22 protein-coding genes are annotated in these 24,684 nt (G+C 39.2%); 14 read left to right on the forward strand and 8 right to left on the reverse strand.

Annotated elements, in window-relative coordinates; all coding sequences use genetic code 11:
* Window positions 1-390 precede the first annotated feature (390 nt).
* From VCHSUH04_RS08745 to VCHSUH04_RS08755, 3 genes are read left to right on the forward strand one after another with little or no spacing between them, the layout of a single operon-like run.
* A complete protein-coding gene (locus tag VCHSUH04_RS08745) occupies window positions 391-1,158 on the forward strand; it encodes a methionine synthase (protein ID WP_105086239.1) in 768 nt (255 codons plus the stop codon).
* Window positions 1,159-1,207: 49 nt separating this feature from the next.
* Complete coding sequence (locus VCHSUH04_RS08750) at window positions 1,208-3,643, forward strand: homocysteine S-methyltransferase family protein (RefSeq protein ID WP_105086240.1); 2,436 nt, start codon at window positions 1,208-1,210, stop codon at window positions 3,641-3,643.
* Window positions 3,644-3,664: 21 nt separating this feature from the next.
* Window positions 3,665-4,522, forward strand: coding sequence for a methylenetetrahydrofolate reductase (locus VCHSUH04_RS08755; RefSeq protein ID WP_105086241.1), 858 nt, complete (start codon window positions 3,665-3,667; stop codon window positions 4,520-4,522).
* Between the two features lie 95 nt (window positions 4,523-4,617).
* On the opposite strand, the gene rsmG is transcribed toward VCHSUH04_RS08755, so the two are convergent.
* Window positions 4,618-5,370, reverse strand: a complete 753-nt coding sequence (rsmG, locus tag VCHSUH04_RS08760; RefSeq protein WP_105086242.1) for a 16S rRNA (guanine(527)-N(7))-methyltransferase RsmG — start codon at window positions 5,368-5,370, stop codon at window positions 4,618-4,620.
* Between the two features lie 681 nt (window positions 5,371-6,051).
* Here rsmG and VCHSUH04_RS08765 point away from each other — a divergent pair.
* The gene (locus VCHSUH04_RS08765) at window positions 6,052-6,282 is read left to right on the forward strand and encodes an AbrB/MazE/SpoVT family DNA-binding domain-containing protein (RefSeq protein ID WP_005384838.1); all 231 of its coding nucleotides are present in this window, start codon (window positions 6,052-6,054) and stop codon (window positions 6,280-6,282) included.
* Window positions 6,279-6,689, forward strand: coding sequence for a type II toxin-antitoxin system VapC family toxin (locus VCHSUH04_RS08770; protein ID WP_105086243.1), 411 nt, complete (start codon window positions 6,279-6,281; stop codon window positions 6,687-6,689). The genes VCHSUH04_RS08765 and VCHSUH04_RS08770 overlap by 4 nt, the downstream gene beginning before the upstream one ends.
* Window positions 6,690-6,762: 73 nt before the next feature.
* Here VCHSUH04_RS08770 and mnmG read toward each other — a convergent pair whose 3' ends face one another.
* The 7 genes from mnmG to rpmH all read right to left on the reverse strand — a co-directional run bounded on the left by mnmG (window position 6,763) and on the right by rpmH (window position 12,866).
* On the reverse strand, window positions 6,763-8,634 hold the full coding sequence (mnmG, locus tag VCHSUH04_RS08775) for a tRNA uridine-5-carboxymethylaminomethyl(34) synthesis enzyme MnmG (RefSeq protein ID WP_105086244.1): 1,872 nt from the start codon (window positions 8,632-8,634) through the stop codon (window positions 6,763-6,765).
* 102 nt (window positions 8,635-8,736) lie between these two features.
* On the reverse strand, window positions 8,737-10,122 hold the full coding sequence (gene mnmE / locus VCHSUH04_RS08780) for a tRNA uridine-5-carboxymethylaminomethyl(34) synthesis GTPase MnmE (protein ID WP_105086245.1): 1,386 nt from the start codon (window positions 10,120-10,122) through the stop codon (window positions 8,737-8,739).
* Window positions 10,123-10,378: 256 nt separating this feature from the next.
* Window positions 10,379-11,176: an RNA-binding cell elongation regulator Jag/EloR gene (gene jag / locus VCHSUH04_RS08785; RefSeq protein WP_105086246.1), complete on the reverse strand. Its 798-nt coding sequence runs from the start codon at window positions 11,174-11,176 to the stop codon at window positions 10,379-10,381.
* A gap of 8 nt (window positions 11,177-11,184) precedes the next feature.
* On the reverse strand, window positions 11,185-11,853 hold the full coding sequence (locus tag VCHSUH04_RS08790) for a YidC/Oxa1 family membrane protein insertase (RefSeq protein WP_024066050.1): 669 nt from the start codon (window positions 11,851-11,853) through the stop codon (window positions 11,185-11,187).
* 168 nt (window positions 11,854-12,021) lie between these two features.
* Window positions 12,022-12,243, reverse strand: coding sequence for a membrane protein insertion efficiency factor YidD (gene yidD, locus VCHSUH04_RS08795; RefSeq protein WP_072270728.1), 222 nt, complete (start codon window positions 12,241-12,243; stop codon window positions 12,022-12,024).
* A 49-nt stretch (window positions 12,244-12,292) separates the two neighbouring features.
* A complete protein-coding gene (gene rnpA / locus VCHSUH04_RS08800; protein WP_105086247.1) occupies window positions 12,293-12,652 on the reverse strand; it encodes a ribonuclease P protein component in 360 nt (119 codons plus the stop codon).
* A gap of 79 nt (window positions 12,653-12,731) precedes the next feature.
* The gene (gene rpmH, locus VCHSUH04_RS08805; RefSeq protein ID WP_004692946.1) at window positions 12,732-12,866 is read right to left on the reverse strand and encodes a 50S ribosomal protein L34; all 135 of its coding nucleotides are present in this window, start codon (window positions 12,864-12,866) and stop codon (window positions 12,732-12,734) included.
* A gap of 1,790 nt (window positions 12,867-14,656) precedes the next feature.
* On the opposite strand from rpmH, the gene dnaA reads away from it, so the two are divergent.
* The 9 genes from dnaA to VCHSUH04_RS08850 all read left to right on the forward strand — a co-directional run bounded on the left by dnaA (window position 14,657) and on the right by VCHSUH04_RS08850 (window position 24,544).
* Window positions 14,657-16,234, forward strand: a complete 1,578-nt coding sequence (gene dnaA / locus VCHSUH04_RS08810) for a chromosomal replication initiator protein DnaA (protein WP_105086248.1) — start codon at window positions 14,657-14,659, stop codon at window positions 16,232-16,234.
* A 380-nt stretch (window positions 16,235-16,614) separates the two neighbouring features.
* On the forward strand, window positions 16,615-17,727 hold the full coding sequence (dnaN, locus tag VCHSUH04_RS08815) for a DNA polymerase III subunit beta (protein WP_054747902.1): 1,113 nt from the start codon (window positions 16,615-16,617) through the stop codon (window positions 17,725-17,727).
* 386 nt (window positions 17,728-18,113) lie between these two features.
* Entirely contained in the window at window positions 18,114-18,347 is a 234-nt protein-coding gene (locus VCHSUH04_RS08820) for an RNA-binding S4 domain-containing protein (RefSeq protein WP_105086249.1), read from the forward strand.
* Between the two features lie 3 nt (window positions 18,348-18,350).
* Window positions 18,351-19,451, forward strand: coding sequence for a DNA replication/repair protein RecF (recF, locus tag VCHSUH04_RS08825; RefSeq protein ID WP_005384817.1), 1,101 nt, complete (start codon window positions 18,351-18,353; stop codon window positions 19,449-19,451).
* Entirely contained in the window at window positions 19,438-20,340 is a 903-nt protein-coding gene (locus VCHSUH04_RS08830) for a DUF721 domain-containing protein (protein WP_105086250.1), read from the forward strand. Before recF ends, VCHSUH04_RS08830 begins: the two co-directional genes overlap by 14 nt.
* Window positions 20,341-20,353: 13 nt before the next feature.
* Window positions 20,354-20,602 (forward strand): DUF370 domain-containing protein, encoded by a 249-nt coding sequence (locus tag VCHSUH04_RS08835; protein ID WP_105086251.1) that lies wholly within the window; start codon window positions 20,354-20,356, stop codon window positions 20,600-20,602.
* Between the two features lie 75 nt (window positions 20,603-20,677).
* Window positions 20,678-22,579 carry a DNA topoisomerase (ATP-hydrolyzing) subunit B gene (gene gyrB, locus VCHSUH04_RS08840; RefSeq protein ID WP_105086252.1) on the forward strand — a complete coding sequence of 634 codons (1,902 nt, stop codon included), beginning with the start codon at window positions 20,678-20,680 and terminating at the stop codon, window positions 22,577-22,579.
* Window positions 22,580-22,589: 10 nt separating this feature from the next.
* A complete protein-coding gene (locus tag VCHSUH04_RS08845; protein ID WP_105086253.1) occupies window positions 22,590-24,071 on the forward strand; it encodes an amino acid permease in 1,482 nt (493 codons plus the stop codon).
* Between the two features lie 155 nt (window positions 24,072-24,226).
* A complete protein-coding gene (locus VCHSUH04_RS08850) occupies window positions 24,227-24,544 on the forward strand; it encodes a YbjQ family protein (protein ID WP_105086254.1) in 318 nt (105 codons plus the stop codon).
* Window positions 24,545-24,684 lie beyond the last annotated feature (140 nt).

A 24,684-nucleotide genomic window follows, 5' to 3' on the forward strand; every position in this document is an offset into this window, starting at 1 on the left:
TTAATATATTGAGCAAAATTTATAGACAAAGTAATAAGACTGTTTCACGTGAAACAATTTAATATAAATATAAAACAGTAAAATTATTAAGTTAATATAATGAGCTAAAATATTTAGAATATCACTAATAATAACTTTTAAGATTAAAATATATTCTGATATAGCTTTAAGTTATATCAACACACCACTAAATTATATGAGAATACAGGCCCCATATGCTTTGACAGGCTTTCATCATATCTATATACTATTAACTAGATAGTAATTAGATTGATTATCTTTAATATAGTTAAATTGATTATATTACATGATCTAAATATATAAATTATAGTAAGCGCACACGCTCTACGGATACGCAGAGCTTTTTATTTTTGAAGAGGAGGCGTTTCCATGCCCATCTATAACGGAATGCTTCCTGCCATCGATAAAGCAGAAGTAAAACGATACGCAGGACTTCGTCACGCTGAGGATTTCCCACAACAATATGTAGACGAAGCATGTAAGGAAATCCAATTATTAGCTACACCTAAAGGTGTATATCAAGAATATGATTATGATGCAGAGACAAAAACAATTTTAAGCAATCCACCGCTTAAAATTGAAGGTTCAATCATCGAAAAACACTTAGAAAAATCTACAAAGGTCTATGTATTAGGCGTAACAGTAGGTGAAGATGTAGAAATCCGCAGTGAACAACTTTTTAAACAAGGTAATTATACTGTAGGTTTATTGCTTGATGCAGCTGCTACAACAGCAGTAGAGCAGGTAGCTGATCAAGTAAATGAAGTTATTAATACAATCGCTAAAAAACAAGGTTATAAACCAACATGGCGATTTAGTCCTGGTTACGGTAACTGGCCACTAGAAATTCAGCCACAATTAGCTAAAATCATCAAAACAGAGATGATTGGTTTGCAAGTAACGGAGAACTATTTATTGTTCCCACGTAAGTCGGTAACAGCTATTATTGGCTTAATGCCAGCTAATGAAGATATCAATACAAAGCGTGGTTGCACATCTTGTTCCCAAAAGGATTGTGCATCTCGTAAATTGCCAGAAAAGGCATCGGTAACCACTAATAACGAAGGAGAAGAGAGCTGTAGTAAAACAACAGCTGAAGCCTCTGGTATCGCTATGAAAGGCCAACCAACAGAATAATGTTTCACGTGAAACATTTCAAAATTTAGGATGATAAAGGAAGATGTTTATGTATATATTTGACGGTGCTATGGGCACAATGCTTCAAGCTGCAGGCTTAGAAGAGGGCTATTGTCCAGAATTATTTAACGTAGAAAAACCAGAAGTAGTAAAGAATATTCACGCTCAATACTTACAACATGGTAGTGATGTAATTACTACTAACACATTCGGTGCTTGTGGTCTTAAGTTAGAAGATTATGACTTACAAGATCGAGTAAGAGAGATTAATATTGCAGCCGTAAAGGTAGCAAAAGAAGCTATTGCAGAGGTTAAACCATCTGCTCGTGTAGCTGGTTCTATGGGACCTACAGGTCGTTTCTTACAACCATTAGGTAATATGAGCTTTGACTCTATTTATGACACATATCGTGAACAAGCAGATGCATTGATCGAAGGTGGCGTAGATTTTATTATCATTGAAACCATTATCGACGTACAAGAAATGCGTGCCGCTTTATTAGCATCTCTTGATGCTCGTGAAGCAGCAGGGAAGACAAAAGAAGATGTACAAATTATCTGTCAGTTTTCTTTCAGTGAAGACGGCCGTACTATTACAGGTACACCGCCAGCAGTTGCAACTACTATCGTAGAATCAATGGGTGCAGATATCATCGGTATCAACTGTTCCCTTGGACCTGAACAAATTACACCACTTATTGAGGAAATCGCTAGCGTTACCAACTTGCCAATTAGCTGTCAACCAAATGCAGGCATGCCTCAATTAATTAACAAACAAACTGTATTCCCACTTACAGCAGAAGAAATGGGTCCATTGATGCTTCCAATCGTAGATGCAGGTGCAAGCTATGTAGGTGGTTGCTGTGGTACAACACCAGCTCATATCCAATCTATTTCTGACGCTGTAAAAGCACATACACCTAAAGAACGTGCTCATATTGAACCTAAAACAATCATTACGAGCCGTACTAAATTGTTAGAATTAGGTCATCATACAAAACCTCTTATCATCGGTGAACGTATCAATCCTACAGGCCGTAAAGTGCTTGCTCAAGAATTACGCGATGGCTCTTTCATCCGTGTAAAACGCGATGCGTTAGACCAAGTAGAAGCAGGTGCTGATATCCTCGACGTAAACATGGGCGTAGCAGGCATGGACCAAACTCCATTGATGGAGCGTGCTATCTTTGAATTATCCATGCTCGTTGAAACTCCATTGTCCATCGATACATTGGATCCAGCAGCTATGGAAGTAGCCCTTAAAAACTACCCAGGTCGTGCTCTTATCAACTCTGTAAATGGGGAAGAAGAGTCCATCACTCACGTTATGCCATTGGCTAAACGTTATGGTGCAGCATTGCTTTGCTTGCCTATCTGTAGCGGCGACTTACCTGAAAAAGCAGAGGACCGCGTTGCGTTAGCTGAAAGCATCGTAAATCGCGCTTATGGCTATGGTCTTCAACCACATGACCTATTACTCGACCCATTGGTGTTAACACTTGCTAGCGGTGAAGATAGTGCACGTCAAACATTGCGTACATTACAGTTATATAAAGAGAAATTTGGCTTCCCAACAGTAATGGGCTTGTCTAATATTTCTTTTGGTATGCCACAACGCCCTTACTTGAACGGCCAATTCTTAACAATGGCTTTAGCATGTGGCTTAACTACACCAATTATGAATCCTCTAAACTATCCAGCGAAAAAAGCGTTTGTTTCTAGCACTACATTATTAGGCTGGGACCCAGGTTCCGCTCAATTCATCAAAGAATACGGTTATGAAGATGAAACAAGTGCTCCTGGTAACGCTGCTCCAAAAGGTCCTGAAAAGAAATCTTTCGACAGCAATGATCCACTCGCTAATATCCGTGCTTGCGTAGAGCAAGGGGAAAAAGAGGCGATTATAGATCTTGTAAAAAAAGCATTAGCAGATGGCATTGATCCATTAGATCTTACTAAAAAAGGTTTATCTGAAGCGATGAACGTAGTAGGGGACAAGTTCGGTTCTGGTAAATTATTCTTGCCACAAGTAATGCTTGCTGCCGAAACAATGCAGGCTGCTTTCAACACCATTAAAGAAATCATTCCTGCTAGTGAAAGTTTAGATAAAGGTACAGTCGTTGTAGCAACAGTTAAAGGCGACATCCACGATTTAGGTAAAAATATCGTAGCGGCCTTGCTTGAAAACAATGGTTATAAAATCGTCGACCTCGGCAAAGACGTTGATCCAGAAGTCATCGTTCAAGCTATTAAGGACAACAAGGCGGCTCTCGTTGGTATCTGTTCCTTGATGACTACAACAATGCCTCAAATCGACAATACTGTGGCTGCTATCCGCGCTGCAGGCCTTAATACTAAGGTCATGGTTGGTGGTGCCGTAGTATCTCAAGAATACGCAGATCAAGCGGGCGCAGATATCTACGCTAAAGACGGCATCGCTGCAGTTAACCATGCCAACGATTTCTTTGAAACTTTAGAGAAATAATTTGTAATAAAGAGGTACATGATGACATTAAGAGAGAAACATCAACAAGGGAAATTCACCATCACTGTTGAATTAGACCCACCAAAGAGCAGTTCTGCTCAAAAGGTATTTGATCAAGCAGCCCGTTTGAAAGGAAAAGTAGATGCTATTAACATCGCTGACAGCCCTATGTCCAAGATGCGTATGAGCCCAATTTCCTTGTCCTATTTGTTACAACATAATAAAGACATCGAAACTATCTTCCACCTTACATGCCGCGATCGTAACATCATAGGCTTACAATCCGAATTACTAGGCGCTGCAGCACTTGGCGTAAATAACATCTTAACCCTTACTGGTGACAAACCAGATAATGGGGACCACCCATTTGCACAATCCGTATTTGAAGTAGACTGTATGGGCTTGCTCAATATCGCTAAAACATTAAATGCTGGTAAGGACTTGGCAGGTAATGATTTAGATGAGCCTACAAACTTCTACATCGGTGCTACTGGCAATCCTGGTGCGCCAGACTTAGAAATTGAACGTCAAAAATTGGCAGCTAAAATTAAAAATGGTGCGCACTTCGTGCAAACACAACCAATTTACGATTTAGAGCAAGCAAAACGCTACATCGATAAAATGTCTGAGTTTGATGTACCTATTATGCTCGGTTTAATTCCACTTAAAAGCTTCAAAATGGCTACATATTTACATGAAAAAGTGCCTGGGATCAATATTACACAAGAAATCCTAGACCGTGTAGAAAAGGGCGGTAAAGAAGCGGGTACAGAAATCGCTATCGAAACCTTGGAACAAATCAAAAAAATCGCTGCAGGCGTACATATTATGCCTTTAAACGATATCGATACAACATTACATATCATTGACCACGTATAAATCATTGTAAAATTATAAAAGAACACCTTTTCCCACAGCCTCCATAGTGAGTAGGGAAAGGTGTTCTTTTTAGTAACTATATTAATCATTAAAGATTACACTAACGGTTTATCTTTAATTTCTTTTGGCTTACGTGGGTATTGTTTTGGTGTTTTACCTGTTTTTTTGATGTACAGGATTGCTCGTTTATCATCCAAGGTCGGTAGAGTAACAGTACGAACCTCTTCAATCTTAGCTTTCAATGTACTAAGCGCTTTGTTAGATTCGCCCACTTCTTCTTCGTAGATAGCGCCTTTTAAGGCAATTACGTAGCCATCTTCTTTTACGTATGGCACAGTCCATTCCAAGAGAATAGGTAAACGTGCCACTGCACGGCTCGTAGCAATATCGAAGCTTTCACGATAATCTTGATGGCTAAGATCCTCTGCACGACCATGTAAGGTCGCACAATTCGTCAATTTTAGCTCATCCATAACAGACTCAAGGAAGGTAAGACGTTTTTTCAAAGAATCAAAGAGAGTAACCTTGAGGCTACGGTCATAGATTGCCAATGGAATGCCAGGGAAACCAGCACCAGTACCTACATCGATGATAGACATGCCAGATTTAATAATATTTGGGTCATAGCAGGAGAGGGAGTCGATCATGTGCTTAACTACAACCTCTTTCATATCTGTGATGCCCGTAAGATTAAGGTATTTATTTGTTTCAATCATGCGCGCGTAATACACATAAAAGTCTTTTGCTTGTTCTTCCGTACAGGGCAGACCAAATTTAGTCATTTGCTCCATCATGTATGAAACAAATTCAGACTCCGGTGCGATAGGCACATCGTATTTCTCTTTCATAAGTACTCCTAATAAATTATTCGATATTTATATAAAAGTAAAAGCTATCCACATTTATGCAATACAACTCATGTCATATTGCTCATCATATAAACAAATCTAGGTAATTAACAATATATGAGATAGTAAAATGGTAGCTCTAATTGCAAATGCTATAAAACTCAAAAATTTAAGCTCTACGGCTTATTTGATCTATTTTATATAAGTTTATATATAAAAACTAATAAAACGACCATATAAGCGAAATATTTAAGTGTTATTTCTTTATATTATAGCATATTCTCAACTTATTCTCATTTACAAATCAAAATATATGATCTGCGCAAACAAAATAGGTTAGGGGGTAAAGATGTTACACCTGTATTATCATTAAAAATAATTAATTGAGAAATCGGTCCATCTTTTTACAATTTTATCATTCAACTTTTCAGCAACCAAATTTTATAGTTTATTTCTAATTTATCACCATGAATTTTTCTTCACTTACAGATTATTTTGTCTATTCTGAATGTACATCTAATGTATTTCTCTAGTGTACATATTTTAACCATAGAATAATATGTGTTTTATAAATATACATATAAATATACACAGAAATTCCATTATTATATGTATACAAAATTATACCTTGTTAAAATATATATCAAGGTATATACTTTTATTAACAAGGAGGTGATATGTATGACCACAGCAAAGCTATTCGAAAATGGCCGCAGCCAGGCTGTACGATTACCAAAAGAATTTCGGTTTAATGGTGATGAAGTAATCATCAACAAAATTGGAAATGTAGTTTTACTTATGCCAAAAGATGATGAGTGGGCAGGATTTGTAGCTGGTTTATCATTATTTACAGATGATTTTATGTGTAACGGACGGGAAGATATCGATCATCAGGAGCGTGAAGCCTTATGAAGTATATGTTAGATACAAATATATGTATTTATGCCATTAAGCAAGAGCCAGAAGTTGTACTACAAAAAATTTTAAAGCATCGTCCTTCAGATATATGTATATCATCAATTACATATGCTGAGTTAATGCATGGTGTAGAAAAAAGCCAATCAAAAGATAAAAATAGATTAGCTTTAACACTTTTATTATCGCCTATCCAAATTGTTGATTTTGACAGCCACGCTGCTGAGGAATATGGAAAAATAAAAGCAGATTTACAATCACAAGGAAAAATTATTGGTCCTATGGATCTGCTCATTGCAAGCCACGCAAAGTCAAAGGGTCTTACCATTGTTACTAATAATACAAAAGAGTTTGAAAGAGTAAGGCAATTAGAAGTTGAAGATTGGTCTAAACCATTAAGCTAATTAAAACTATAAATAGTTACTAAAAAAGCTAGCTAAATCACATTAGCTAGCTTTTTGTATGCAATCACATATTTTACTTACTTCTATTGTATTGTTCTAGTTGAATCAACAGAACAGATACGTCCGCAGGGGATACGCCAGAGATACGGCTTGCTTGGCCAATGGAGTGAGGGCGGATTTTATTGAGCTTTTGTTGAGCTTCAAGGGAGATGCCCTTAATTTGTGTGTAATCCCATTCTTTTGGAAGAATTTTTTCTTCTAATTTGCGAACCTTGTCGACTTGGTCCATTTGCTTTTTGATATAACCTTCGTACGTAATGGAGATATCGACAGCTTCTTCAACGTCAGGTGTATAGCGTTTCAAACCAAATGCATCGGCTACGATAGCATAGGAAAGTTCATTACGTTTCACCAAATCGTAGGCGTGAATGCCCGTTCTAATCGGTGCTGTGCCTAAACTTTCAAGCAAGGCTTGCGTTTCCTTAGATGGATTAACAGGTGTATTTCGCAACATATCCATTGCTTCTTCGATAGCAGCTTTCTTAGCTGTAAATTTAGCCCAACGATCGTCTTTTACAAGACCAATTTCACGGCCTTTTTCAGTAAGACGCATATCTGCATTATCTTGACGAAGCAATAGACGATATTCACTGCGGCTTGTCATCATACGGTATGGTTCGTTTGTACCTTTTGTTACGAGATCATCGATGAGAACACCGATATAGGCTTCGGAACGAGCAAGGATAAACGGTTCTTTACCTTCAAGCCATAAAGCAGCATTAATACCAGCCATTAAGCCTTGAGCAGCTGCTTCTTCATAGCCAGATGTACCATTGGCTTGACCAGCAGAGTAGAGGCCTTCAATATGTTTCACTTGAAGCGCTGGCGTCAATTGCGTAGGGTTCAAGCAATCGTATTCGATAGCGTACGCAGGGCGCATGATTTCAACGTTTTCAAGACCAGGAATGGTACGCAAGAACGCATATTGTACGTCCATAGGAAGGGATGTACTCATGCCTTGTACGTACATTTCGTTTGTGCTCGTACCTTCTGGTTCCACAAATAATTGATGACGTTCCTTGTCGGCAAAGCGCACTACTTTATCTTCGATGGAAGGGCAGTAACGAGGGCCTACACCTTCGATTTTACCGCTATACATTGGGGCACGGTGAATATTACTTGTAATGATTTCATGCGTTTCTTTGTTAGTATAGGTCAACCAACATACGTCTTCATTGCGATTGATCCATTCATCCATAAAGGAGAAGGAGTGATGATGTGTATCGCCTTCTTGAACCTCCATATTTTCAAGGTTAAGTGTGCGTTTATCTACACGGGCTGGCGTACCAGTCTTAAAGCGCATCAACTCAATACCATTGTCGAGTAAAGATTGAGAGAAATGTTCTGCTACGCGTTGACCATTTGGGCCACCTACATAATCGATATCGCCGATGAGGATTTTACCTTTCAAGTAGGTACCTGTACAAAGAATAACAGCCTTAGCACCATAGAATTCGCCAAGTTCTGTAACGATACCCGTTACTTTGCCGTCCTCAACCTTAAGCTCAGTTACCATGATTTGCTTAACATTGAGGTTCTCTGTATTTTCAATGGTTTGTTTCATCAAATGTTGGTATTTGATTTTATCCGATTGGCAGCGCAAAGAATGCACTGCAGGGCCTTTACCCATGTTAAGCATACGCATTTGGATAGCCGTAGCATCCGCGTTGATCCCCATTTGACCGCCTAAGGCATCAAGCTCATAAACAAGATGACTTTTACCAGGACCGCCAACGGCAGGATTACATGGCATAAGCGCAATATTATCTAAACTGATGGTCGCCATCAACGTGCGATGACCCATGCGGGCAGTGGCGAGAGCCGCCTCACAACCAGCATGACCGCCACCGATGACGATGACATCATAATTATCTACTGTGTACATATGAATTTCCTTATATATTACTTATATTGAAAGTTTATTTTACTCAAAACTGTGAGGCAAAATATCCCAGAGTCCAGTTCCTCACCGTGAATTTTCTTTGAGTTATTTACCAAGGCAAAAACGACTAAACAATTCATCAATCATGGATTCTCGGATTGTATCACCCGTGATGTCCCCAAGTAGTTCCCAGGCGCTGCGCAGGTCGGTAGCAACAAAGTCTACTGGCATGCCCATGTCGATGGAGGAGAGGGCTTGTTCTACTTGTGCCTTTGCTTGTTCCATAAGGCTGATGTGGCGCACGTTACTGATCATAGCACTGTTGTCTTGTTTTACGCGACCGCCGTAGACGAGTTCTTGTACCCATTTAGAGAGAACGGCAGAGCCTTCGCCTTCTTTGGCACTGATTCGTTCAATAGCTGTAAAATTACCGTGTTCTTTAATAGTTTCGTCTGTAACGACTTGTGCTACATCGGACTTATTAAGTAACACGATGGTGTTCAAACCGCTAACAGAGGTCAAAATTTCGATTTCTTCAGGGGTTAATGGAGTAGACCCATCGATCACACAGAGCACTATGTCCGCTTTGTTGATATAATCACGAGCACGTTCCACACCGAGGGCTTCTACCGTATCTTGTGTGTCCCGAATACCTGCTGTATCGATGAGGCGCAGAGAAATGCCTTCTACGGTCATATATTCTTCAATACTGTCCCGTGTCGTCCCTGGAATATCCGTTACAATAGCGCGGTTTTCGCGCAAAAGAGCGTTCATAAGGCTCGATTTACCTGCATTTGGACGACCTACAATAACCGTCGTAATACCGTCGCGAATAAGGCGACCTGTGTTCGCTGTAGACAAGAGTTCATCCATAGCTTTCAAAATAGGCTCTAGCTGCTCACGAACCTCTTGGCTCGTTACGTCCTCGATATCCTCTTCTGGATAGTCGATGGTTACCTCTAAATGAGCAATCATGGCGATGAGCTGTTCACGCACATCTTTTACAAAGGACGAAACTGTGCCGTCCAGCTGCGATACAGCGAGGGAGAGGGAGTCCTCTGTTTTCGCTTCAATAATATCAATGATCGCCTCCGCTTGGGTGAGGTCGATACGTCCGTTCATAAAGGCACGCTTCGTAAATTCGCCAGCCTCTGCCATGCGCACATCGTGATTTACAAGCAATTTCAAGATTTGTCGAACCGGCACAATACCGCCGTGACACTGAATTTCTACCACATCTTCCGCCGTGTAGGAATGAGGGCCTTTCATTAATAATACAAGAACCTCATCGATGGTCTTGTTCGTTGCAGGATCCACAATGGTTCCATATTGAATCGTTCTATTTTGGCGGTCCATCAAAGGAACGGTGCCAGCGCTCTTGAACAGGCTATTTACAATAGGAAAACTATCCTTGCCGCTAACACGAATAATACCAACCCCGCCAATGCCGGGCGGCGTCGCAATGGCCGCTATTGTATCATCTATATACATAAATATCTCCGTATTTCGATTATCTATTATGCATTTCATAAGTCATATAAAATCAAGGTTCGTCGTTTTGATTTACTGCTTACAATATATTGTTTGGATATATCCAATATTCATGTCTTCGCCTGTGAAAGTTAAACTAAACTAATCTTTGCATGCGAAGATTAACTTAGGTTAGCTTTCACCATAACCTAAAGAATAAAGGGGGCAGCCCTCAAGCAACCGAGAATATCAGTCACTTGAAAGCTGCACCATTATATTATTTTTTGTACGTAATCACAACGTGACGGAACGGTTCGTCCCCTTCACTGTTAGTAACAACGTTTTTATCCCCTTGAAGGGCAGTGTGAATGATTTTACGTTCAAAAGCATTCATCGGTTCTAAGGAAACCTTTTGACGGTTGCGTTTCACCTTAGAAGCCAAGCGTTTCGCGAGATTCACCAATGTTTCTTCTCGACGAGAACGGTAATTTTCCACATCTACAACGATGTGGCAATGGCCAGATACATCCTTGTGTGCCACGAGATTTGTTAAGTATTGAATAGCATCCAATGTTTGACCATGTTTACCGATCAAAATACCTAAATCTTCGCCGTGTACTTGGAATGTAATCTTATCTTTAGTCATCATTTTTTCGATAACTACAGTGAGGCCCATTTGTGTAAACATATCATCGAGGAATTGTTTACCTTTTTCAGCAATTTCTTGTTGATCTTCTTTTGAAAGTTCCTTTTTAGAAGGTTTTTCTACAACATCACCTTCAGAAGCTTCAACTGCTGTATCTTGTACTTCTGTTTCACTTGTTGCTACTGGCTTGGAAGCAACAGCTACAGATTGTTCTTCTACATGAGCTACTTCTTCTTGCGTAGCAGTTTTAGCTACAGATGTGAAGAATAAGCGAACAACTGCTGGTTTACGACCAATGCCCAAGAAGCCATTAGAAGGTTGTTCCAAGACTTTAGTTTCTACCAATTCTTGGCCATCTTCAGCCAATTGAGCTACGCCTTTGGCAATGGCATCTTCAATGGTTTTAGCAGATACATCGATAAATTCCATAGTGTCTCCTATTTCTTAGCTTCTAAGCTTTTGTAAATGAAATGTTGTTGCACAAATTGGAATACATTGGATACGATCCAGTAAATAACTAAGCCAGATGGGAAGTTAAGGGAGATGTAACCAATGAATAAAGGCATAAAGATTGTCATAATCTTTTGTTGTTGCGCAGCAGCACCAGTTGCACCGCTACTAGTTTGCTTGGACATAATCCATGTAGATAATGCACTCAATACTGGCAAAATGTACATTGGATCTGGTTCGCCAAGACTAGGAAGCCATAAGAATTGTACATAGTTTTGATCGTATGGATAGCCTTGTAAAGCATAGAAGATAGCGATCAAGAATGGCATTTGCACCAATAGAGGCAAACAACCAGCCAATGGGTTAACACCCATTTCTTTGTACAATGCACCCATTTCCGCTTGAAGTTTTGCAGGATCGTTTTTGTATTTATCTTGCAATTCTTTCATGCGAGGCTGTAACTCTTGCATAGCCTTCATGGATTTGATTTGTTTTACAGTAAGTGGTGCCAAAACCGCTTTAATAACGATTGTTAAAAGGATAATAGCCACACCGTAGCTTGGATAGCCTACCATTTGAGTTAATTGGAACGCATAGGTTACCAATGTAGTCATCAATTCAACGATAGGGTGGAATATACTACTTAAGAATTCCATTGTTTCTCCTTTTTCTTACAGTCCGAAACTGTCCTTTGCGCATCTATATATCGTTATGGTATGGTCTAAATTTCATCCATACAGATGCTCAGGTATTTCCAAAACTGTGCTAGATGTTTTTTGTGAAAGTAACTTTCACAGAACGCAAATCAGCCTAACCCTCGTAGGTTAAGGAACTGGATCGTAGCCACCCTTGTGAAAAGGATGGCAGCGAAGAATGCGTTTTAAACCCATCCAGCTACCTTTCAAAGGACCATATTTTTCGATGGCCTGTAGAGTATATGTGGAACATGTCGGATAATAACGGCAACATCCAGGTTTTAAGGGAGATATGGCAAGCTGATAGAACCTAATTAAAAGTCGTAAAAGCGTAGTTATACAGCGTTTCATGGAAACCTCCATATACACAAAAAAGGACCAAAGCCTCTAACTTGTGGTCCTATTTATCATTTTGTACCAATAATTTGCTTTTTCGCAAGAGATACAAAATCTCCTTTTCCGCTTTTTCGTAGGTAGCGTTTTTCAGAGGGCCACGTCCAACAATTACGATATGATACCCTTCGCGAATGGAATGTTGATTGAGGCGATACACCTCTTTCATGAGCCGTCTAGCTCGGTTGCGCTCAACAGCACAACCAACCTTTTTGCCGGTTACAAAACCAATGCGCGTAGATTGCTTCGCCACGGGCATACGATAGAGTACACACATACGTCCTACTTCGTATTTTCCGTGCTTATACACAAGGCGATATTCATTATTGTGCGTCAGTCGTCTTGCTTTTTCCAGGCAATAATCCATATGCATTGTCCTTAAGTCCTAAGAATAGAAAAACTTGGCAGCAGCGCCAAGTTTTTTCTCCTGCCTAACAGCTATTATATTATGCAGATAAGCGTTTTCTGCCTTTTGCACGTCTTCTTTTTAAAACGAGACGGCCACCGATAGTTTTCATGCGTTCACGGAAACCATGGGTACGTTTTCTCCAAAGAGTATTTGGTTGGTAAGTACGTTTCATTAGTAAAACACCTCCTCGTCATTTGTATTGTTTTACTTATACCATAACAGGGTAATTATAGAGTTAAAACGTAAATTTGTCAATATTTTAGGGCTATTCTGAAAGACTTTTATATAGATTTTACTTAAATCCGATAGAACTTAAAACTGATACTACTTTTATAGGGGGAGGAATAGATGTGGTTTTCTCCCTCCATACGACACGTAAGTCGGTCAAAAATCCACATCTATTCCTGCTCCTAACACATTTTAATGACTACTATAACACCTACTACCAGTATAAAAAGTAGTATCAGTTTTTATAGCAAATCTAAAAGTCTTTCAGAATACGGATCTAAGATTAACAAATTTTACCTTTTAACCGCTGGGGGAGGAGATGAGAATGATGTTACGTTTCCAGGGGGAGGAATATAGGGCTCCTTTATCGCTCCATACGACGCGTAAAGTCGCTCAAAAGAACCCTATATTCCCTTCCTAAGTAAACCCTAATCTCACCTTACACACCACTACACGATGTAAACGTAACATCAATTTATAGCAACACAAGAACTCACATTCTAATCTTTTTATATTTGGGCAAATTTACCTTTTGATCTCTACTTGAGGGGGAAGGGAATAGATATAGTTTTCTCCCTCCATACGACACGTTTCAGTCAAAAATCCACATCTATTCCTGCTCCTAACACATTTTAATGACTACTATATCACCTACCACCAGTATAAAAAGTAGTATCAGTTTTTATAGCAAATCTAAAAGTCTTTCAGAATACGGATCTAAGATTTAACAAATCTTACCTTTCAACCTCTGGGGGAGGAGATGGGAATGATGTTACGTTTCCAGAAGGAGAAAGGGCCCCTTCATCGCTCCATACGATGCGTAAAGTCGCTCAAAAGGACCCTATATTCCCTCCCTAAGTAAATCCTAATGTCAACTTACACACCACTACACGATGTAAACGTAACATCAATATATAGCAACACAAGAACTCACATTCTAATATTTTTATATAAGACAAATTTACCTTTTGATCTCTAGTTAGAAAGAGGGGAAGAATAGATGTGGTTTTCTCCCTTTTCCCTCTACGCCATATAAAATTACAATTTGTTTTATTAACAGAAGTTTATTGTTTAGTAACGATGATTGGATAGTTTCTAGATTACTTTTCCACAATTATTATTTATTAACATGGTTATCTATTATTGTTAGAAAGGGGATTGATACTAATTTTTAAGCGACTTGCGTCAGAATGGAGCGAGAAAATTAGTATCAATCCCTTCCTAAAAGTAATCTAGAAACAAATGTAAAAATAGATGGATAAAAATTAGATTTATAACTCATCGTTACTTAGTTAAATATAGTTCATATACAAATTGTAATTCAATAAAAGTAGTTTTCAGTCCTCCCCCAAAAGTAATTGATGAACAAAAGATGAGGTAACTACTGAGTTATTAACACTTCTCCTTCAGATAATCAAAAGTTATCCACAGAATAAATGACAAACTAGTGATTTTTTGGTACAATCATAACTGAAATTAGGAAAAAGTATATATTTTTATAAGTTTTTGATGGATAACTTTTAAGGTTATCCACATTTTTTCTCTTTTGACCTGTGTAATCTATAAAGTCAGTTATTATCTGGTTGGAAGAGAATTTTATTTTCACTTATTCACAGGTTGTGCACAAGTTATTCACAGGAATAACAGGTTTTTCCACAGCTTTCACAATAGTTATACACATTATTCCTAAAGTTATACACATTTATCGCAATAGTTATACACAAGAGGCACGTCATGCAATCATTTGATTTGAATAATATATGGGAACATATATTGCAAGAGGCGAAAAAGAACATGCAACATTTGCCTGACGCGTTGTACTTGCGCGTCACGTCATCGTTGATTCCCATGTCTCTCGACAGTCATTCGATCCATATAGGGGTCATGCAAACATTTGTTAAAAACTTAATCGATCAGCAGCCACAGATCAGCAAGGCTTTGCAGGATGCTATTACTACGGTTATCGGTTCCCATCGGGATATGGTGTTATTCGATTTCAATCAAGAGAGTGTAGATACTACCTTTGTTGATGAAAGTCTCATCGATGATGCACCTGTAGTGGCTCCACCGATGCCATTACCGCCTGTGGTAGAGGAAAAAGCTCAACAAGATGAGTTCTACACACCAGTGTATCAGGAGCCTGTTTATATCGACCGCACACCAGCGCCTGTAAATATTCCAGATGAGCCAATGGTAGCGCCTAGTAAAACAGTTGAAACTACAACACCTACATTACAATCTGATAATGTACCTGTAGATTTATCCTTATCTAACCTTAATCCAGCGTACCGTTTTGATAACTACGTTACAGGCAACGCGAACCGCATTCCATTTGGGGCGGCTCAAAATGTAGCTGAGTTCCCAGGCGGCGACTATAATCCGCTATTTATCTATGGTCCATCAGGTCTAGGTAAAACGCATTTGATGCACGCCATCGGCAATGCCATCAAGGAAAATCATCCACACATGAAGGTTATGTCCATTACGAGCGAAAACTTTATGAACATTTTCGTCGAAACATTGCAACGTAACCAAGGTAAATTATTCCGTAACACATTCCGCAATATCGATGTACTCATGATTGACGATATTCAGTTCCTTGAAAGTCGTGAAAGTACGAAAACTGAGCTATTTAATACGTTCAATGAGTTATTAAATAACAACAAGCAAATCGTCCTCACCTCTGATACGATGCCAAACGATATGGAGCAATTCGAAGACCGTCTCCGTTCTCGTTTCCAAGCTGGCTACATTGCTACCATGGAAAATCCAGATTTAGAAACGCGCATCGCCATCTTTAGATCTTTGCTGGAACGAGAATATAAAAAGAACCGTGTTATCCGCATCGATAACGACTCCATCAACTACGTGGCGTTACAATTTAGTGAAAATGTCCGGGTGTTGCAAGGTGCTTTCACCAAATTAATCGGCACCGCATCCATCGATCAACGTCTTGAATCTATCGACCTAGAATACACTAAACAAGCCTTGGCTGGCCTCGTTCAAACCGAAGAGGTGAACATGGTCACTATGGAAAGCATCCAAAATTTTGTAAGTTCTTATTTCAATATAAAAAAACAAGACTTACTCGGCAAGAAGCGTAAGGCACAGTTCGCATTCCCACGGCAAATCGCCATGTATCTATGCCGCGATATGATCAATGAAAGTTATCCGCAAATCGCAGCAGCCTTCTCTCGTGACCATACGACAATTCTCCATGCGTACGATAAAATTACGAAGGAAATTGAACAAAACGAAGAAACTAAGAACATGATTTCTGAAATTAAACAGAAATTAACAACCTGTGGATAACTCTGTGGATATATTGTGCGTAACTTTGTGGATATCCTAAAAACCGTACTCCGCTGTGAGTATGTGGATAAGTGGTTACAAACTATCAACATAGTTATACACAACCGAGAAATCGCACAGTTAGTAGCGCCAATTCACTTTTACACATATGAACAGGCCCCTACTATTACTACTACTAAAACTAACAAACAATCAAAAAACCAGTAGAAACAGATCTATCGCAGAATATCTATAGAGCATCTACGATAGCAGACATAGAAAATTACAAACAAGAATTAGTTATTAGTGCTTCTACACTATATGGAAATCGTACATACAAACAATATATCTAATGTAAAACAAACTAATAATCTACAAATCAAATCATAAAGGAGTAACATATGCATATTACATTCCCAAAAGCAAATCTCCAAAAAGCAATCAACGTATTGCAAAAGGTATCTCAAAATAAAACAAGTTCCAACTTACCAGGTGCTATCTACATGACAACAAAAAATGGCCAAGTAGAATTGCAAGGTAACGACTTTGAACTCGGTATTCGTTTAACCATCGATGGAGATATCAAAGAACCTGGCACATTAGTTGTAGGTTCCCGTTATTTCCAAGAATTAATTCGCAAATTACCTGGCGATACAATCGAGCTTTACAAACCAGAAGATGGAAATTCTTTAACAATCACATCCGGCTCTTCCGAATTTAACTTAGTAACATTGCATCCAGATGATTTCTCTTTAGTTGAACAAATTCACGACCAAGATCATGTAAACATCGATAGCTTTGCTATGAAAGAACTTATCGATTTAACAAACTACGCAGCTGCAACAGATGAAGATCGTCCTGTATTTACTGGTGCTCTTCTTGAAATTAAAGAAAACGAAGTAACAATGGTTGCTACTGATACACACCGCATGGCTGTTAAGAAAATTACTATCGATGAACCAGCAACTACGCCAATGCGCGCTATCATTCCTACAAAAACGTTGGCTGAAGTATCTCGTTTGTTACCAACAGATAATCCAGCGATGATCAACATCATTTGGAATCGCACACAAATCGTATTCAACTTTGAATCGATTTACATTATTTCTCGTTTAATTGAAGGCACATATCCTGAATATGAAAAGGTTATTCCTTCCCAATTCGACTCTAGCGCTGTTATTGACCGCCGCGAATTCGCTGGTGCTGTTGACCGCGTATCCTTATTAGCTAAAGATATCAGCTATAACGTGATTCGTTATGATTGGGCTGAAAGCAATGTAACATTGTCTACTCAAAATACTGAAATCGGTATGGCAAAAGAAGACGTAGCTGTTGAATTTAAAGGAACACCTTTCACAATCTCCTTCAATGGTCGCTACATCTCTGACATCTTGCGCCATAGCACAGGCGACAACATCCACTTGTTCTTAAAACAAAATGGTCCTGTTGTCATTCGCCAAGACAATAATCCGAACTATACATACGTAGTAACACCAGTTCGTACGAACGCTTAAAAGTAAAAGCAGGGCAGTAGTCAATGGAGGAGCTTGCGACGACAGAGACACTGCATCGCTTTGTTCTGAACGTAAGATTTTCTAGATAACAAAGTTATCTAAGAAAATCCACAGTGAAGAACTGTGCTTTGGGTTCCATCCACACATCACTTTGGTCGGAGCGTGCAATTTTCTGAAGGAAAATGCTCAGCGAGCGACCTGTACTCTGGTGCTAAATAATTAAAAATCTTAGATATTGATGTCTACAATTGGTTTATTGATAATATAATTACTACGCCGTATAATTTTATGAATTAATATACATATTTTTATTAGGTAATGATGATTAAAAGTCATCGTTACCTAATTCCCATATAGTTATAAATTGTCCACTATAGGAGGACGTTATGAAAGAGCAACAGCAGGTACCCATTCATACGGAGTACATTCAAATTGATCAGTTGTTGAAGTTAGAAGGCATTATCGAAACGGGTGGTCAAATTAAATCTTTTATCGATGAAGGCATCCTTACTTTGAATGGCCAAGTTGTCACAGAAAAACGCAAGAAATGCCATGTTGGGGACGTGATTTCTTGTGAAGGTCTCGATGTAGATCTCGTAATTACTCAAGAGGAGGCATAATCGGTGAGAATTGACTCACTGCAATTATTCCAGTTTCGTAATTACAAGGATGTAACGATTCAGTTTAATCCGGAGATTATCGTTTTGCACGGCACCAATGGGGCTGGTAAGACGAATATCCTCGAATCCATCTATGTAGGTACCATTGGTAAAAGTCATCGGACCAACGATACGTCAGATATGCTCATGTTCAATGCTGAGGAAGCAGGCATTGTAGTAAAGTTCGAGAAAAAGGATACGCCACAAAAGGTAAATATTAAGTTATTCCGCCAAGGTCCTAAGGATATTCGTTTAAACGATACTAAAATATCTCAAAAAGAACTGATTGGTACATTAAATACAGTTATCTTCTGTCCTGAAGATTTACAACTCATCAAGGGGACTCCGTCAGGACGTAGACGTTTTCTTGATATGGAAATCTCTCAGACGAGTGCTACCTATTATCATCAGTTAATGCAGTATAATCGGTTATTACAGCAGCGCAATGCGATCCTTAAAGAATATAGAGGGAAGCAAAACATACCTCTTGAAGAATGGGATTTGCAATTAGCCGATATGGCGAGCTTTATCGTAAAGAAACGCTTAGAAAGCTTGAAGAAAATCAATCTTCTCATCGATTTGATGAATCGTAAATTGACGGGTGGTCTTGAGAATTTGACCATCGGTTATGAACAGCCTTATATGGACAATGGTTCATTAGAGTATACAAAGGAAGGCTTTTACGAGCGCATCAAAGCAGCTTTGCCGCAGGATCGTCATCGGATGACAACCAGCGTAGGTCCTCACCGCGATGATTTACGATTCTTTTCTGATGCGATGGATTTAAAGAAATTTGGATCCCAAGGGCAGCAACGAACTGCTGTATTATCCTTAAAGTTGAGTGAGCTTGAGTTTATCAAGTCCGAGGTTGGGGAATATCCAGTTCTGTTATTGGATGATGTATTGAGCGAACTTGATGAGTCGAGACGAGCGAATTTATTGCAGTTTATTCATAAACGTATTCAAACATTTATTACTACTACAGATATTCACGATTTTAAAGATTTGAAATCTGTTCAATTTATTTCTTGTGAAGGGGGTAAGGTTCAGTATGGACAGCCTTGATCTTTGTTTACCAAAGGCCTTAGCAGAACTGAATTTACTGGAACAATATAAATTAAATACCCTTGTTCACAAGTGGCGTCATGTAGTGGGCGATGTCATTGCAGACCATACGAAAATTGTGTCTATCAAGCCTCCAGATATGGTGATTAGCGCAGATAATTCCATGTGGATGCAGGAACTACAGATGCAAAAACGACGTATTATTGAGGCGATTAACAAGTATTACCGCCAAGAGGTCATCACAGATATTCGCTTTATTATGAAACGTCAGAGCTATGTGAAAGCAGAGAACAATACGTCTATATCTCTTCCTGACAAAATAGGGGAATCTAAAAAGATTAATTTTGCAGATATCGTGCTTTCAAAAGAAGACGTAGACGCCATCGATAAATCTTTAGAACAAACGGATAACGAAGAATTACGAACTGCTTTCAGAAAAGTACAAATTACGGCTCGAAAGCGGGAAATCTATTTAGAGCAGCATGGCTATCATCGTTGTAAGCGATGTGGCATGCACATGGAATCTAAAAAAGAAATCTGTCCGACCTGCGAATATGAATTGCATCGCGCTCATATTAAGGACATTAAGGCGGTCATTAGAAAGTATCCGTACTTTAAATACAGCGATTGTCAGCAATTTATACAGTGTACCTTCCCAGATTTTGCAGAAGCGATGCGGGAATCCATATACTTTTACTTAGATAAAATTTACAAAGGATCTATCAATCGCCGTCATATGTATATGGTGGCCATGCTCATCACTCATAAGAAGCCTGATGAGTTAACAGATCAGCATGTTATTAATTTATGTAACAAATATCGGTCTAAGTTCTTGGCTGAAGAAGAACAGCGCAAAATTGATGCCCTTAATGGGACATTAGAAAAGTAGAGGGGGCATTCCTATGTACGTTCATATTGGGGATACCGTTTCCGTGCCTATTGAATCCATCATTACCATGGTGCACGCTAAGGGCGGAAAGTCCCATAAAAGTCCTATTCATCACTATGAAACGCTAGAGTATATCGCCATGGTACCAGAGGAGCAAATCAAGACCTATGTGGTCACTGATGATTGCGTTTATGGATCTGGTATTAGCATTAAGACTTTAATGAGACGAATTGATGAGTTTTATAGTATAATAAAGAGATAAGATTTATTCTGTACATGTGTTGTACCAAATTTCAATCCAGTACAGTGTGATAGATTGTTAGGAGGAGTTTGTTTCATGCCTGAAGAAAATTATGGCGCTCAGAATATACAGGTTCTTGAGGGTCTTGACGCGGTACGTAAACGCCCTGGTATGTACATTGGTAGTACGTCCATTCGCGGTTTACATCACCTCGTTTATGAAGTAGTAGATAACTCTGTAGACGAAGCGCTCGCAGGTTACGCTACACATATCGAAGTATCCATTAATGAAGATAACAGCATCACTGTTGTCGATGATGGTCGTGGTATTCCTACAGGGATGCATGAATCCGGTATGTCTGCGGTAGAGTTAGTATTAACGAAATTGCATGCTGGCGGTAAATTCGGCGGTGGCGGCTACAAGGTTTCTGGTGGTCTTCACGGCGTAGGTATTTCTGTAGTAAATGCGTTGAGTGAATGGACTAAGGTTCAAGTAGCTCAAAATGGTATTATTCAAGAGATTACATTCGCTCGTGGTCATAAGACTTCCGAGTTACATGAAATCGGCAAAGCAGAAGGTACTGGTACTACAGTTATCTTCAAGCCAGATGCTGAAATCTTTGAAACTACAGTATTCAACTTTGATACATTGAAAATTCGTTTACAAGAATTGGCATTCCTTAATAAAGGTCTTCGCATTACATTGAGCGATTTGCGCCAAGATGAACCTCGTGTTGAAAGCTTCCACTACGAAGGTGGTTTAAGTTCTTTCATTGCCTTCTTAAACGAAAATAAAGAAGTAGTAAATCCTACTGTTATCGATATCGAAAATACAAAAGACGACGTAGTAGTAGACGTAGCATTGCAATATAACGATAGCTATAGCGAAAACTTGTTGTCCTTCGTAAATAATATCAACACTGTTGACGGTGGTACTCACCTTTCTGGTTTCCGTGCTGCTTTGACTCGTACCCTTAATGATTATGGCCGTAAATCTGGCTTGATCAAGGAAAATGAGTCCAACCTTTCCGGTGAAGACGTACGTGAAGGTTTGACAGCTGTTGTATCTGTAAAAGTATTGGAACCTCAATTTGAAGGCCAAACAAAAACTAAACTTGGCAATAGCGAAGTAAAAGGTATTACAGATGTTATCGTATCTGAAGGTCTTAGAACATTCTTCGAAGAACATCCGCAAGATGCGAAGAAAATCATCGAAAAAGCAACTATGGCAAGCCGTGCTCGTGAGGCAGCTCGTAAAGCTCGCGACTTAACTCGCCGTAAAAATGCATTGGAAGTATCTAGCCTTCCTGGTAAATTGGCAGATTGCTCCGAAAAAGATACATCTATGACTGAAATTTATCTAGTCGAAGGTGACTCTGCGGGCGGTTCTGCAAAACAAGGTCGCGACCGTCGTTACCAAGCGATTTTGCCGTTGCGTGGTAAGATCCTTAACGTAGAAAAAGCACGCCTTGATAAGATTTTGGCTAATAACGAAATTCGTTCCATGATTACCGCATTCGGTACTGGCATTGGGGAAGAGTTCGATATTACAAAATCCCGTTATAACAAGATTATCATCATGACAGATGCGGACGTTGACGGCGCTCATATCCGTACCTTGTTATTAACATTCTTCTACCGCTATATGAAACCATTGGTAGAGGAAGGTCATATCTACATTGCTCAACCACCGTTGTACCAAATCAAGAAGGGTAAATCCCACTGGTATGTATACTCTGATGCAGAGCTTACAGCTAAGCTTGATGAAGTAGGCCGTGATGGAATTACAATTCAACGTTACAAAGGTTTAGGTGAAATGAACCCTGAGCAATTATGGGAAACTACAATGAACCCTGAAAATCGTACGATTTTACAAGTTAGCTTAGAGGATTCCATCGAAGCTGATAAAATCTTTACAGTTCTCATGGGCGATAAGGTAGAACCTCGTCGTAAATTTATTGAAGATAATGCAAAATATGTGCGTAATCTAGATTTATAAGAGGTGACCCATGGCTGAAAATCAAAATAATAATGTAGAGTTTACCTCTAATAAAGATCAACATTTAAAACGTTCCCTAAAAGCGCGTCATATGAATATGATCGCTCTTGGCGGTGCTATCGGTACTGGCTTATTCGTTGCCGGTGGTGAAGTGGTAAGTACAGCGGGCCCTGGTGGTGCGCTTGTAGCTTATGGCCTAATCGGTATCATGGTGTACTTCCTCATGACATCTCTTGGGGAAATGGCTACATACTTGCCGATTCCTGGTTCCTTCGGGACCTATGCAAAACGCTATGTAGACCCTGCCTTTGGTTTTGCATTAGGTTGGAACTACTGGTTTAACTGGGCTATTACATTGGCTGCTGAAGTTTTAGCAGGGGCACTCATCATGAAATATTGGTTCCCTGATGTGCCTGCCATTGTATGGTCTGCTCTGTTCTTGCTCGTTTTATTCGGCTTGAACTATTTATCGACTCGCTCCTTTGGTGAAAGTGAATATGTATTCTCTAGCATCAAGGTTATTACTGTATTCGTATTCCTGTTCTGTGGCTTTATGCTCATCTTCGGCATTGGAGGTACATCTCCAGGATTTGCGAACTGGACAGTAGGGGAAGCACCATTCGTAGGTGGTTGGGAATCTATCCTCGCTATCTTCATGGTGGCTGGTTTCTCCTTCCAAGGTACTGAGCTTATCGGCGTAGCCGCTGGTGAAGCAGAAGACCCTGAAAAGAACGTGCCAAAAGCGATTAATACAATCTTCTGGCGTATCTTATTGTTCTATATTGGTGCTTTCATAGTTATCGGTTTCTTAATTCCGTACACTGATCCAAATCTGTTGAATTCTAGTGTAGAGAATGTATCTATTTCTCCATTCACACTCGTATTTGACCGCTTTGGTTTTGCCTTTGCTGCTAGTTTCATCAATGCTATCATCTTAACTGCAGTACTCAGTGCTGGTAACTCTGGTCTTTATTCTTCTACGCGTATGCTGTACGCACTTGCTAAAGAAGGACAAGCACCAAAAATCTTCGGTAAGCTTAATAAACGTGGTGTTCCAGTGCCAGCGTTAATCTTAACAACAGCAATCGGTTTATTTGCATTCCTTACAAGCTTCATCGGCGAAGGTACTGCATACACTTGGATTGTTAATATTTCCGGTCTTTGCGGCTTCATTGCATGGGTTGGTATCGCTGTTTCTCACTATCGTTTCCGCCGTGCTTTCATTGCACAAGGTAGAGATCTTAGTGAATTACCTTATAAAGCGTGGTTGTTCCCAGTTGGCCCAATCTTGGCGTTCATTCTTTGCGTCATCATCATTGCTGGCCAAAACTACTCCGCTTTCACAGGCGATACAATCGACTGGTATGGCGTATCCGTTGCGTACATCGGATTACCAATCTTCTTCGCAGTTTACCTAGGTTACAAATATATCAACAAAACTAAAGTTGTGCCGTTGAAAGAAGTTAACCTAGACCGCGACTTTGATCGATAATAGTTGATTCAATCATTAGTTAATCAATACTATAATAAAATCCTACTTAATGAGCTTTTCTGTGAAAGTAAATTAAGTAGGATTTTTTTTGTATTTATATTATTTTTACTGTATGATATATATGATAATTATTTTTATAATATGAGGAGATAATCATGATTATTACTACAACTATGCATATTGAAAATAAACCTGTTCAAGAGTATAAAGGTATCGTATTTGGTGAGGTCGTAGAAGGCCGTAACTTTGTGAAAGATTTTATGTCTGGTATTCGCGATATCGTTGGTGGCCGTAGCGGTAGCTATGAAGATTCTTTGATGAGTGCGCGAAAAGCCGCTCTTGATGAAATGTCTCAACGCGCTTCTAAATTGGGTGCTAATGCTATTATTGGCGTATCCTTCCAATATAGCACTGTAGGTGCACAAAACGGCATGCTTATGATTACATGCAATGGCACAGCTGTTGTAGTTTAATAAGTAATAGACTACGTCAGATATTATTGTTAATATAATTCTAAGGGAAATAAGTAAGTTGCAATATATTTTGTGACTAAAAAAACAGCAGGGTGGCAGCCCTACTGTTTTTATATGTGCTTGTACAAAAAAAATCCTCC

Source organism: Veillonella sp. T14073-2 (genome assembly GCF_002959875.1).
Classification (GTDB): Bacteria; Bacillota; Negativicutes; order Veillonellales; family Veillonellaceae; genus Veillonella; species Veillonella infantium.